The sequence below is a fragment of the Nostoc sp. FACHB-133 genome (assembly GCF_014698055.1).
In the GTDB taxonomy this organism is placed as follows: domain Bacteria; phylum Cyanobacteriota; class Cyanobacteriia; order Cyanobacteriales; family Nostocaceae; genus Nostoc.
The window spans coordinates 23679-37242 of sequence record NZ_JACJSH010000022.1 but is presented as its reverse complement, the minus strand read 5'-3'; the positions used below and the strand labels follow the sequence as shown (position 1 = coordinate 37242).

Genomic DNA, 13564 nt, shown 5'->3' with positions numbered 1-13564 from the left:
TATCAGGGCGTATTATCATTAAAAGATGGCGTAAATAATTAAAGGTTTGTAGCAAATCCTGAAACCCTCACTACAAATTAATTTCAATATTTTTTACATTATTTAATATAGTTTAGATTATTCTCACCGACTTACTTGTTGCCAAATTAATTGGTACCGAATTAATGAAATACTGTACTTAGTTGGTGATGTGGCGCAATAGATTCACACTTTGCCTTGATAACACCAGGGTACAATTAAGATGATGTAGTTTTATTTAGTATGAAGAAAATTCGAGACAACACAATTAAGTTAAACCAATATTTAAAGTTGATGGGTATAGTGCCAACTGGAGGACAAGCCAAGCTAATGATTCAAGGTGGCGATGTCCAAGTAAACGGTATGCTGGAAACCCGACGAGGGCGGCGACTAGTACCGGGTGATAAAGTGACAATAGAAGGAAAAACTTTAGAGGTGAATTTGGATAACAATGAAGACCTAAATGTAGTAATAGATTTTCCCGAACAAACCGAGTAAAAATTTTTATCCCAAATTGAAAAGTTCCTTTTTTGCCTTGTGAGCGATGCTGCAAATTTCCAATAAAGTTATAATCCCCCAGAGTGATATTGAAATTAGTGCGATTCGTTCGCAAGGAGCAGGAGGCCAGAATGTAAATAAGGTTTCCACAGCGATTCACTTACGCTTCGATATTGTCGCTTCATCATTACCAGATTATTATAAAGAACAGCTTTTAAAGCTGAACGATCGACGCATTACCCAAGAAGGAGTTGTTGTCATTAAAGCGCAGGAACACCGAAGTCAAGAAAACAATCGGGAATCAGCTTTGACACGACTTCAAGAACTCATTCAAAGTGCAGTTGTCGTGACGATAAAACGCAAACCCACGAAACCAACTCGCAGTTCTCAAAGAAAGCGGCTTGACTACAAAACTAAGCGCGGACAGGTTAAGTCTAACAGAGGGCAGGTGACAGAATTTTAGATTTTAGCTAGCTTTAAAAATCTGTTCAGCAGTTAAATTTAACTCTGGGAAAGTAGGCGAGACGATGGGATCGCTACCTCTAAATTGAGTAACTTGGTACTCACCATCGATTAATTGATAAATGGATATAGTAGGCAGTTTAGGATTGCCAATAAACTTTCTAGCGCCTATAGCCGCGTAATCTATAATCCAATATTCAGGAATACCTATAGCTTCATAATCAGCTAATTTTTTGTAGTAATCATCCCGCCAATTACTACTAACAACTTCAATAACTAATGGAATAGATGCCGCTTGAGATACAGTCGATTCCTTTTTCCATAAAGGCTCATTCACTAAATTTGGCCGATTGATTATTAATATGTCTGGTGAATAAGCTGATTCACCTTCAAGTGGTTTTACTAATACAGTTTTTGGAATGTAATAAAGTAAATTTAGACGCTTAATATCAGCAGATATTTCTAGCGCCAAAAAACCGACAACATCTTCATGGTCGCCCGTTGGTTGTGCCATTTCAACAATCACGCCATCATGTAATTCGTATCTTCTGCCCTCGGGCCGCCATGCTGCAAAATCTTCAAAAGTTACTAGTTTACGTAAAGCTTGAATCATAATTTATTGTCCCCCTAAGTAAGTTGCTAGAAATCAACAAAATTATGTTATGAGGCTTAAAGTCCTTACCAATGACAAAGCAGAGTCCTTGCCAGTTAGCTTGAGGTATCAATCAGCATTGGCAAAACCAAAAGCAAGGATATCTGGGAGCTATTAGAGATTTGGCTAGTTTGGCTAAAGAACCTGTGGTAATTACCTCAGATAAACTGACCTTAGAGATTACGAACTATCTTAAACCGTTCTTGCGCCGCCTGAAACGCTTCTTGCATCACTAACTGAATTCTTTGGGGATCGGGTTTCTTACCTCCCATTAAATCACCAAAATAAACGCAGGCTGCTTCCCCTAGTGCCCAGGTGTAAGCGGCTGCCCAAGACGCTGCGATCGCACTCCCAAAACCTGGTATAAATTTAATTAATTCTCGTGCAATTGCCTGTGCTAAGAAACCACCTGCGATCGCACTAACAACACCCCCCGCCTGTGATGGTGTAATTGTCTGTCCATATAATTTACCCAACAGACCCACCATTGATACTTGCAAGGCAGTTAGTACAGGCATTGTGGCAAAAGGCAGAGGTACAGCCGCGAGGGTGGCAGACATAATCGCAAATGGCAAAATATAACGGCGTGCTGCATCTCGGTAAAGGTTGCCAAGTTGCTTTCCGGCTTCTTCTCGATCTAATAGCTGATAAATCGCCTGTGCTTCTGCTTGTGGGAGTAGTTCTGCTAAAGAATCTCGCAGTGCTTCTAAGCCATAAAATACCGGATCGTAGCCATCTTCTTCTAGGGTAAAGTCAATTAGTACAGAGCGGTCAGTTATCCCGGCGAAGGCTTGCTGCATTGCCGCAAATGCGCGGTTGACTTCTTGATAATCTGGTGGATAGGCAGGATGATCGACAATATCAGCAGGATAAACCTCATGCAAGCAAGTAACTACTAGCAGACAGGGAATATTTGGATACTGCTGGCGTAACTTTTGAGCAATTTGTCGGAGTGTGTCAGTTGCAAAATCATTGATTTTGACCGTCAACAGGAGGATTCTGGCAGAAGCAGTTTCCTTTTGTAAATCGCCAACTAACTCCTGAATGATTGTTTGAGTATCTTGGTTGACATCACCTAGTCCCACCGTGTCAGTAAAAACTAGTAACGGCAGGTCATTGGAAGGATAGGCATAGCGTTGCGTGTGTTGCGTGTGCGGACGAAAACCCTGACCAATAATCTCAGCCGAAACTCCTGTCAATCCCCGCACAATTGAACTTTTCCCGGCTTGGGGTTTACCAATTAGCAATGCTTCTGTGGTTGGCAATTCGGCTCGAATTTTCTCTAAAATCTCTGCAACCTGAGTTTCACTGACGCTAAACCATTCAACAACCGTTTGTGCCAGTTGTTCTACGGGTAGGAGTTTGGTTAAACGTGTTGTTGCTGTGTTCCAGACACCACCAATGCGGTTTGTCCAAGAATTATCGACCGACTTGGTAGTTGCTTTATCGGTCGGTTCACTCAATTGCTGAGAATCAGTTGTTGGTGAGTCAGCATCACGTTGCTCAATCATTTCTATTCAAACGTAGAAGACCCTTTTACTAATCTTATAGCGATTCTCAAAGTGATAACTAGTACCGTTAGTAGTGTTATATAGCGGTTCTCGAATGGAAGCAATACACGCTTTGGGCACAGTAATCCTTGTTTTATTGGTAACAATGCGATTGTTTCGGCTGACAATGCCATTGTTTTGACTAACAATGCGATTGTTTTGACTGACAATACTATTGTTTTGACCGAAAATGCGATTGTTTCGGCTGACAATGCGATTGTTTTGACTGACAATGCTATTGTTTCGAATTGCATTGTTAATGAGTCCTTGAGATACTATGCGCCCAAAGAACTAATCCTTAACAAAAAAGTTTTTTTCGCCCACAAAACACTCGGTATGTACCAATGACCAATGACCAATAGACAGACATCTTGCAAAAGTAACTTTTGCAAGATGTCGGGGAAAGGTTAAAGGGTAAAGGGAAAGGGGAAATTTTATTCCTTTCCCCTTTTCCCTTTACCCCTTCCCCCACAAATGCCAAGAAGTTTAATGACTACTCAATCAAATCAACGATCGCTTTCACCAATACATCTGGATCTACTGGTTTAGAAATATGCATTTGAAATCCGGCTGCTAGTGCTTGCTGCTGATTCATTTCGCCTGCATAAGCTGTCAGGGCGATCGCTGGTACGCTTCCTCCTTCTTGCGGCGATCGCGATCGCACTTCCTGCATCAGCATATAACCGTCTGTCTTTGGCATTCCAATATCACTAATTAAAACATCTGGTATCGACTCAGATAGCGCTTTTAATGCTTCCTGTGCTGAGGATACAGCGGTTACTTGTACACCGTAGTCTTGCAAAATGAAGCTCACTAAGTCGCGGATATCTGGTTCATCGTCCACCACTAAAACTTGAGTGTCTGAAAGGAGTGAGGATTCAGGCTGAGAATCTAAAGACTCATTCTCTTCCCGCCGAACTTGTTCACTTCTCACCAAAAGCGGTAGTTCAACAGTGAAGGTTGCACCCAATCCTTCTCCAGGACTTTCGGCTTGAACTTTTCCCCCGTGCATTTCTACAACCTTACGCACGATCGCTAATCCTAAACCTAGTCCGCCAAATGTGCGTGTAGTTGTGCCATCAGCTTGGCGAAAGTAATCAAACACGAATGGTAAAAAGTCTGGGTTAATTCCCTTACCTGTATCGCTGACTTGAATTTGAATCTGATTACTAGCTTCCATGAGTCGAATTCCTACTCGTCCTCCGGTTGGTGTAAATTTTACCGCATTAGAAAGTAGATTCCACACAACTTGCTGGAGCCGATTTGGATCGCCCATAACTTGTCCTAAACTGGCATCAAATATGGTCTGAATTTCAATTGATTTAGCTTCTGCTGCTAGCCGTACCGTTTCTAGTGCTGCTTCAACTACCATTACCAAGTTCACTGGACAGATATTTAAGTTTAATTTTCCTTGGAGAATGCGAGACACATCCAACAAATCTTCAATTAACTGGGTTTGTAACTTGGCGTTGCGTTCAATGGTTTCCAAGGCGCGGTTAGTGGTTTGTTCATCAAACTTGCGAGTCCGTAACATTTTCGACCATCCCAGAATAGGGTTGAGTGGGGTTCGCAGTTCATGAGAGAGAACTGCCAGAAACTCATCTTTAATTTGGTTGGCGATCTCTGCTTCTTGGCGTGCTGTTCTTTCGCATTGGAGGAGGCGATCGCATTCTTTTTCAGCCAACTTGCGATCGGTAATATCTAGTACAAAAGCAACACCATGTTCTTGGGAGTCATTTAGCAAGGCTATCCCTAAAACAATTGGGACTCGCTTACCATTGCGGTGGATGTACTCTTTCTCGTAAATTTTGGAAACTCCAGTGGTTTGCACCTCTAAAATGGCGCGATCGTCTAAATACTTGTATTCAATAGGAGTGAGTTCTCGCCAATTAACTTTACCTGAAAGAGTAAACTCCTCGTGAGTGTAGCCAGCTAGTTGAAGAAAGGCATCATTGGCATCAATAACGAAGCCATCGACATTCCAAAAAGCAACCCCGATTAGGTTAGACTCAAACAAACGCCGAAATCGAGCTTCACTTTCGCGTAATGATTTTTCTGCCCGTTTGTGTTCGGTAATATCACGAGAAACAGTAATTACGCCTTCAATACTTTGCTTTAAATTCCGTAATGGTGTCAGAATGTATTCATAATAATGCACTCCATTAGCACTTACATATTTGCACTCATCCTTGATGGGCTGCCCATTTTTAATCACAGCTTTTAGTTGATTGTCTACCTGTTCTACAAGCTCTGTGGGTAAATCCAGGTCTTGCAAAGTCTTTCCGACAAGATCCTGGGGTTTAAAACCTAATATAGTAGCTGCATCACGACTAACATACTGATAGCAACCTCTGCGATTAAAGATATAAATGTGATCTACTGAAGCGGTGAGGATGGCATTTAAAACATTTGCCTGTTCTTGGACTTGTGTGGTTAGTTCACGAGTGCTTTCTTCAGCCTGTTTGCACACAGTAGTTTCCATACAAACGCCGATCATTCGCACCGCTTGTCCTTGCTCATCATAGATAAATTTTCCCTTGGCAGAAATCCAATGTACACTTTGGTCTGAGCGAATTATCCGAAATTCATCGTTGTAGTCAGTTTTTTGTGCCAAAGCGTAGCTGATCCGTTGCATTACAGATTGCTTATCTTCAGGATAAACGCACTTTTGAAATGTTTCATAAGGCCCATCAAAATTACTTGGAAGTAGACCAAAAAGCAGTTCATAATTTTCAGACCAGATGACTTGGTTGGTTAAAATATTCCAATCCCATAAGCCCATCTGAGAAACATCTAGAGCCAGTCTCAGCCGTTCTTCACTATCTTTCAGGATTACTTCTAACTGCTGTCGCTGTGCAATTTCTTGTTGGAGTTCCTGTAAAGTCACTGCCACATCTGTTGTCAGATTAAAGCCTGTAGACTTCTCCTGCTCCAGATGGCATTCAATCTCATATTCTAAAACTGAAATATGCGAACTTTGTGCCGATGTTGCCAGTTTTCTTAATTGCTCTTCTAGTGCTACTTGCCTTTGCTGATAAAATATTTCTGCTTGCTCTAACTCAGCTACACGCTGCCGTAAAACTGCTAATTCATCAGTAAGGTTAGAATTAATTTTATCAATATTTGGCATTTTAATAAACCGCTAACAACTAAAAATAACACCGACTTGAAGAGTAGGCATACCCTAGTTTTAGCAGTATGAATTTTTAAGCGAAAAAATGCAATCCATCAAAAGGCACATAAGAGTTTTAACCAAAAGATATCCTCTGGTATTTAAGAACCATGTCTAAAGATTAAGACAAATCAATTATTTCTTCAATCGTATGAAAGCTGCACCAATAAATAATCCCACAACCTGCCCCCAGAAGACAACACCCGATTGATTTACGCCAATGGGGGGAATATTTAAACTGCCGATACCATAAAATAACTGTTGCACAAACCACCAAAATATATAGACAAAGGCGGGAAGTTCGATAGGAAGATACACAATAATTAACGGTAAAATGGTGTCAATTTTAGCTTTAGGAAACTTCATAATGTATGCCCCTAAAATAGCTGCGATCGCGCCATTGCCCCCAATTAATGGTACTGTCAAACTCGGTGCAGCTAGAATTTGTACGACCCCTGTTAAGATGCCAGCCGCCAGATAAAATCCAAGATAGCGTCTGTGTCCCAAGATATTTTCTACAGTTTTACCAAAAACCCACAGAAATAGTAGATTTCCCAATATCTGGCTAAAACTACCGTGCAGAAATATTCCAAAAAGTAGTGAAAATACCCGCCAAATTACAATTATCCAAGCAGCAGAGTTGTTGTTAAAGAATACATTTGTAATTGCCCCACTAATCTGCGCTGGAATCACACCCCAACTATTGACAAAATAGCCCAATGTATCAATAAATTCTAGTTGGATTTCCCATAAAAATACGGCAATATTAATGCCAATTAGCCAATAATTAATAATCGGCTTATTCCAACAACGAATATTATCACTAATAGGAATCATACTAATTCATAATTAAGAAACACCAAATATTCTTATCTGCTCCTCTGTTCCCCATTCCCTATTCCCCATTCCCCCTATAACCCTTAACGTGTGGCAAGATTGAAATCAGATCGCATCGCACTTAAGTAGGCAAACGAGATGCTAGGAAACACACTTGTTGGAAGATACCAAATTATTAGTAACTTGGGAGGAGGGGGTTTTGGTGAAACCTTTGTTGCTTATGATACTCAATTACCCGGTTCACCTCAATGTGTGGTCAAAAAACTCAAACCCCAGGCAAACGATCCGGTAACTTTAGAGACGGCTAGGCGTTTATTTGATACAGAAGCACAAGTTCTGTATAAATTAGGAACTCACGATCGCATTCCCCAACTTTTAGCTTATTTTGAGGAAAATGCCGAATTTTATCTAGTACAGGAATTGATCGAAGGTCATGACCTGAGTCAAGAATTAATACCAGGTAAAACCCTTAGCCAAGAGCAAGTAATTTCGCTTTTACAAGAACTTTTGACAATTCTAGAATTTGTCCATCAACAGAATGTAATTCACCGTGATGTCAATCCCCGAAATATCCTCAGACGACACCCGGATGGCAAATTAATCTTAATTGATTTTGGTGCGGTTAAACAAATTACTACCCAAGTAATTACTCCCGAAGGTTCAACTAAAGGTACTGTTGCCATAGGTACGCCTGGATATATTCCTGGAGAACAAGCTCATGGTACGCCAAAATTAAGCAGTGATATTTATGCTACGGGAATCATTGCTATTCAAGCTCTCACTGGATTATTACCAGAGGAAATAGTAAAAGATGCTGAGACTAATGAAATTATCTGGCGCGATAAAGCCACAGTAACGCAAGAATTTGCTCAATTCTTAGATAAAATGGTGTGCTACGACTTTCGACAACGCTATCCTTCGGCTACAGTAGCATTAAAAGCGCTGAAAGAGTTAACACTACCGCCGGCTGAAACAATAGCGTTAACTCCTATTTCTCTTCCCAAAAATCTAACTAAACCACAACCGAGAAAAGGGATTTTAGGTAAAGTTTTACTAACAATATTTTTAGTGGGGATAAGTGGAGTAGCATCAATATTTATTTTGAATCACATTAATTCAAATAACGCTATAGAATTATCCAAGGAAGGAAATACACTTTTTGATTTGCAACGCTATCAAGACGCATTAGAAGTATATGAAAAAGCCGTTAATATTAGACCAGATTATGCTCAAGGATGGAATGGCCAAGGCAAAACGCTGTATAAATTAAAAAAATCTAAAGAAGCATTAGCTGCGTATGATAGAGCAATCCAAATTAAGCCAGATTATTTTGAAGCTTGGAGTGGACGCGGCTTTGTATTGGCAAGTCTACAGCGATATCAAGAAGCGATCGCATCTTTTGACAAAGCCTTACAGTTAAATAATGAAAGCTCAGAAGTCTGGAATGCTAAGGGTGAAGCTTTTAGTAGCTTAAAGCAATATGACCAAGCAATTAAAGCTTATGAAAAAGCGATTGAATTAAAATCAGATAATTATGAAGCTTGGTACAAGAAAGGATTAGCTTTACAGAACTCTAACCGATATGAAGAATCGATCGCAGCATACCAAAAAGTCGTTGATTTAAAACCAGACTATGAGCAAGCTTGGTATAATTTAGGGAATGCATTAGTCAATTTGCAACGCTACCAAGATGCATTTACAGCTTATGATAAGGCTGTACAGTACAAGTCAAATTATTATCAAGCCTGGTTTTCAAGAGGGAATACCCTACTCAACTTACGACGTTATCCAGAAGCAATTGAATCTTTTAATCAAGTCATTAAATACAATCCTAGTAACTATCAAGCATGGTATAACTTGGGCTGGTCGCTGCATCAAAACCAACGCTATGAAGAAGCAATAAAATCTTATAATAAAGCCGCAACACTTAAGTCAAAAGATTATCAACTCTGGTACAATCTGGGAAATTCACAATACATTCTGCAAAAATATGAAGATGCACTAGCATCTTATAATAAGGCCGTTCGTTATAAACCAGACCATTCTGAAAGCTGGTATAGCAGAGGCAATGCTCTACTAAATTTGAAACGCTATCAAGATGCGATCGCGTCTTACGATCAAGCAATAAAATACAAGCCTAATTACCAACAAGCTATAGATGGCCGCAATCAAGCCCAGATTAAACTGCAAGGCGAGAAACCAAAGCCTATAATTGTGCCAGTTATCCCAGTTCCTAATCCTATTAATCCACCGCAGACAACGCCCTAATATACTAAACAATTCGTAATTAATAATTACGAATTGTTAACAACACTTAATTAGAAGCAATAGTTGGAATTTTAGTTGATTGTAAAGAATATTTTGAGATAAAAACTTATAATTCATGGCATTCCTATAAATTTCTGGTTTATTTTACCAAAAGCTGTGAGCATCGGTAATTTCTGGGGAAATCTAAACATAACCGAGAATTTTTTCTTACCGAATTATGTAATTAAGGAGCTAACCCTTGATACAACAAAACTCCAGCCTATCGGCATCTGACAGAGAAAATCATCCGTCGCGCAATTTATTGATTCGATTTATTCTTGGTGGCACTACCCTTATATTTAGTATTTCTGCCTATTTCAGCTATCAAGCCACTAGAAATCTGATGCTCAAAGATTTGAGACATAGCGCTTTTTTAGAGGTACAGAGAGGGGATAGTGAAATTGAAGAGTGGTTACATCTTCGCCAAGCGGAGGTACAAACCCTGGCGAATACTTTAACTGTCCGCTCCTTAAACTGGTCTGTAGCAGAACCCTATTTAAAGTCAGAAGTCAAGCGGATCAATGAATTTTTCTTTTTCCAAATAGTCAACCCAGATGGTTCATTTTCCAATACAAAAGTTGGTCGAACAAATAAAAATATTCAGGATAGAGACTACTTTCAAAAAGCAATTGCAGGAAAGAGCAACATTTCTGACCCTTTCATCAGCCGTTCTACAGGAATTCCTTTAATAGCGATCGCCACCCCGATCTCGTCAAATTCTGCTAGCAGTAGTTCACCGATTGGAGTCTTCCAAGGCAATGTGAGAGTCGATCACATTGCAGAGGTTGTTAATTCCCTGCAATACGGCACGAACAGCTATACTTTTGCTCTCAATTCCCAAGGACAAGCGATTGTCCATCCTAACTCGGCGTTAATGTCAACCGTAGAAAAACCAGCACTCAGGCTGTTGAAAATTGGCGATCGCAATTTAAATGCGATCGCTCAGAGGATGGTAAACAAACAACAGGGAATTGAGTTAATGGAAATTGACGGCACTAAACAGTATGTAGCTTATCTGCCGTTGCAAGCTGCTAATTGGTCTGTAGCTTTGGTGATTCCCCGCCAAAATATTGAATCTCAATTGCAATTCCTCGATTTGATTGCCTTAATTGTCGGTGGACTGACACTCACCATGATTACTGTCTTGTGGCAAGTCCAAGCATTTGAACAACGTGAACTGAAAAAATCTAAAGCTGCGGCTGATACAGCCAACTATGCTAAAAGCGAATTTTTAGCAAACATGAGTCATGAACTGCGAACACCTTTAAATGGCATTCTCGGTTGTGCCCAAATTTTACTGCGTTCCCCAGCTTTACCTAAGCAAGAGCAATATCACGTCAATATTATTGAACAATGTGGCTCTCATCTGCTGACTTTAATTAATGACATTTTGGATCTCTCCAAAATTGAAGCAAAAAAGTTAGAACTGCATCCTTATTATGTGCATTTCCCCTCCTTTCTTCAAGGAATTGTCGAAATATGCCACATTCGGGCAAAACAAAAGGGCATTTCGTTTATCTATAAACCTGCGATCAATTTGCCTACAGGGGTTTATGTCGATGTCAAAAGATTACGTCAGGCACTATTGAATCTGCTGGGAAATGCCATCAAATTTACAGATGAAGGTCAGGTTACTTTCAATATTGAAGTAATCGATCAACCTCCCAATGATGGGCAGATAATAAAACATCGCCTTCGCTTTACTGTAGAAGACACAGGAATTGGGATAACTCCCGCAGAATTGAGCCAGATTTTCTTACCATTTGAACAAGTCGGTGAGAAAAAGCGCCAAGCTGAAGGTACAGGGCTGGGTTTAGCTATTACTCGGCAGTTGGTACAAATGATGGGTAGCGATATCCATGTTCAGAGTCAGATTGGTAAGGGGAGTAGCTTTTCGTTTGAGTTAGAGATACCCGAAGCGACTGACTGGGTACAATCTGCGATGACTGCCTCAGAGAAACAAATCATTGGCTTTGAGGGTGGCCCCTACACCATCCTGATGGTTGACGATCGCTGGGAGAATCGCACAGTGATTACAAACTTACTGCAACCACTGGGTTTTAATGTGGTTGAAGCCAGTAACGGTAAAGAAGGTTTAGAAAAAGCGATCGCCCTCAAGCCAAACTTAATCATCACAGATTTGCTGATGCCAGAAATGGATGGGTTTGAATTAATTAAACACCTGCGTCACACTTCAGAAATTCAGGATGTATTAATTATCGTTTCTTCCGCTAGTGTCTTTGAAGCCGACCAAAATCGCAGTCTGCAAGCTGGAGGTAATGCTTTCTTGAGCAAACCCATACAAGTAGATAAATTATTGCATCAACTAGAACAATACTTAAATTTGGTATGGATTTACAAGCAATCTCAGCCTGATGGAGAAAAAGCCAAAGATGGAAAGACAGCAACTGCTCAATTAATCCTTCCTTCCCCCCAGGTGTTGCAAGAACTAGTCACTTTAGCCAGTAGAGGTAACTTTAATGCCATTCTCAAGTGGGCCGATCAACTAGAAGAAACAGATACAACTTTTGCACCATTTGCTAACGAACTACGGCAATTAGCAAGGCAATTTGATGAAGATTTAATTATAAATTTTTTGACTAAATATGCGGTAGAAACAGTATAAAAACTATTATTGAAAACCAAAATAATTCTATCAATTATGCCCCTTCTAGGGGAATTGTTTTAGTTGTTGACGATAACCCTGCCAATTTACAAGTTTTATCCAGCTTTCTGGATCAGTCTAGCTTTGAAGTTTGGGCAGCCCGCAGTGGAGAGAAAGCCCTTCAGCGATTAGAAAATGATGATTTACCTGATTTAATCTTGCTGGATGTAATGATGCCGGGTATAGATGGTTTTGAAACCTGTAAACAGCTAAAAAGCAATCCTCGTGTCCAAGATATTCCAGTCATTTTTATGACAGCCCTTTCAGAAACGGCTGATAAAGTCAAAGGTTTGCAATTGGGAGCCGTAGACTACATTACAAAACCTTTTCAGTATGAAGAAGTATTAGTGCGGATTGAAAATCACCTCAAACTGAGAAATTTGACAAAAACCTTGATTGCTAAAAACGCCGAATTACAGCAGACTCAAACTCAACTTATTCAAGCAGAAAAGGTAGCAGCTTTAGGTCAACTAACAGCAGGAATTGCTCATGAAGTTAATAATCCCATTAATTTTATAGCTGGCAACTTACAATTTGTTGAAAAGTATATACAAGAAGTAGTTAGTTTATTGCATCTCTATCAAAAATATCTTCCCGATCCACCAGATGAACTTCAAAGCGCCATTAAAAAAAGCGATCTTGAATTTTTATTAGATGATTTATCTAAAATTATTCAATCTATGCAACTTGGTACAGATCGCGTTACAGAAATTGTGTCATATTTAAATAACTTCTCGCGTCACAGAGAAGCTGGTAAAAAACTAGCTAACTTGCATGAAGGGTTAGAAAGCACATTACTCATTCTCGGACATCGGTTTAAGCGAAATACTCATTACCCAGCTATCAAATTAGTTAAAGAATATGGGGATTTGCCACTTGTTGAGTGTTTTCCTGGCGAGATCAATCAAGTTTTTATGAACTTAATTTGTAATGCAATCGATGCCATTGAAGAAGCAAATAAAAATAAAGATATTGATACATTTTATCAAAATCCTGGGATAATTAAAATTAGAACTGAGGCAATTGGAGAGCATGTTATTTTAAGAGTTTCTGACAATGGCCCAGGTATAAGCAATGCAGATAAAACAAAAATCTTCGATGCTTTTTACACAACAAAACCTGTCGGTAAAGGAACAGGGCTTGGTCTATCTATTGCTTACCAAATTGTGGTTAATAACCATCATGGCAAGCTTACATACGATTCCAAACCAGGTGAAGGTATAGAGTTTATCATTGAACTACCCATTCGATAAATGAGAATTGTAGACTAAATAAAAGCAACCATCACTTCTTTATGTACCAATACGGTTTAGTTAAGGATTTTTGTTAATGATTTTAGACTTGTAGAGATGCGTTAGCGTAGCGGGGTAAAGCCCAGCCCAGTACAATTTCGCATCTCTACT

The 13564-nt window shown here is 39.7% G+C and carries 9 protein-coding genes; 5 read left to right on the top strand and 4 right to left on the bottom strand.

From position 1 onward, the window contains the following. The first annotated feature begins 261 nt into the window (after window positions 1–261). Entirely contained in the window at window positions 262–516 is a 255-nt protein-coding gene (locus H6G86_RS18950; protein WP_190935593.1) for an RNA-binding S4 domain-containing protein, read from the top strand. A gap of 46 nt (window positions 517–562) precedes the next feature. Next, window positions 563–979: an alternative ribosome rescue aminoacyl-tRNA hydrolase ArfB gene (gene arfB, locus H6G86_RS18945; protein ID WP_190935592.1), complete on the top strand. Its 417-nt coding sequence runs from the start codon at window positions 563–565 to the stop codon at window positions 977–979. 3 nt (window positions 980–982) lie between these two features. Here arfB and H6G86_RS18940 read toward each other — a convergent pair whose 3' ends face one another. From H6G86_RS18940 to H6G86_RS18925, 4 genes are all read right to left on the bottom strand, one after another. Next, entirely contained in the window at window positions 983–1591 is a 609-nt protein-coding gene (locus H6G86_RS18940) for a Uma2 family endonuclease (protein ID WP_190935591.1), read from the bottom strand. Window positions 1592–1803: 212 nt separating this feature from the next. Continuing rightward, on the bottom strand, window positions 1804–3141 hold the full coding sequence (locus tag H6G86_RS18935) for a GTPase family protein (RefSeq protein WP_190935590.1): 1338 nt from the start codon (window positions 3139–3141) through the stop codon (window positions 1804–1806). 532 nt (window positions 3142–3673) lie between these two features. Next, entirely contained in the window at window positions 3674–6310 is a 2637-nt protein-coding gene (locus H6G86_RS18930) for a hybrid sensor histidine kinase/response regulator (protein WP_190935589.1), read from the bottom strand. Window positions 6311–6487: 177 nt separating this feature from the next. After that, window positions 6488–7189: a rhomboid family intramembrane serine protease gene (locus tag H6G86_RS18925; RefSeq protein ID WP_190935588.1), complete on the bottom strand. Its 702-nt coding sequence runs from the start codon at window positions 7187–7189 to the stop codon at window positions 6488–6490. A gap of 138 nt (window positions 7190–7327) precedes the next feature. Between H6G86_RS18925 and H6G86_RS18920 the strand changes: the two genes are divergently transcribed. The 3 genes from H6G86_RS18920 to H6G86_RS18910 all read left to right on the top strand — a co-directional run bounded on the left by H6G86_RS18920 (window position 7328) and on the right by H6G86_RS18910 (window position 13414). Beyond that, window positions 7328–9457 carry a serine/threonine-protein kinase gene (locus tag H6G86_RS18920; RefSeq protein ID WP_190935587.1) on the top strand — a complete coding sequence of 710 codons (2130 nt, stop codon included), beginning with the start codon at window positions 7328–7330 and terminating at the stop codon, window positions 9455–9457. 238 nt (window positions 9458–9695) lie between these two features. Continuing rightward, a complete protein-coding gene (locus tag H6G86_RS18915) occupies window positions 9696–12122 on the top strand; it encodes a hybrid sensor histidine kinase/response regulator (protein WP_190935586.1) in 2427 nt (808 codons plus the stop codon). Further along, entirely contained in the window at window positions 12119–13414 is a 1296-nt protein-coding gene (locus H6G86_RS18910; RefSeq protein WP_190935650.1) for a hybrid sensor histidine kinase/response regulator, read from the top strand. Before H6G86_RS18915 ends, H6G86_RS18910 begins: the two co-directional genes overlap by 4 nt. The last annotated feature ends 150 nt before the right edge of the window (window positions 13415–13564 follow it).

Excerpts from the sequence above, each read along its gene's own strand:
- H6G86_RS18950 (WP_190935593.1), top strand. The coding sequence starts at position 262 with ATGAAGAAAATTCGAGACAACACAATTAAGTTAAACCAATATTTAAAG.
- arfB (WP_190935592.1), top strand. The coding sequence starts at position 563 with ATGCTGCAAATTTCCAATAAAGTTATAATCCCCCAGAGTGATATTGAA.
- H6G86_RS18940 (WP_190935591.1), bottom strand. The coding sequence starts at position 1,591 with ATGATTCAAGCTTTACGTAAACTAGTAACTTTTGAAGATTTTGCAGCA.
- H6G86_RS18935 (WP_190935590.1), bottom strand. The coding sequence starts at position 3,141 with ATGATTGAGCAACGTGATGCTGACTCACCAACAACTGATTCTCAGCAA.
- H6G86_RS18930 (WP_190935589.1), bottom strand. The coding sequence starts at position 6,310 with ATGCCAAATATTGATAAAATTAATTCTAACCTTACTGATGAATTAGCA.
- H6G86_RS18925 (WP_190935588.1), bottom strand. The coding sequence starts at position 7,189 with ATGATTCCTATTAGTGATAATATTCGTTGTTGGAATAAGCCGATTATT.
- H6G86_RS18920 (WP_190935587.1), top strand. The coding sequence starts at position 7,328 with ATGCTAGGAAACACACTTGTTGGAAGATACCAAATTATTAGTAACTTG.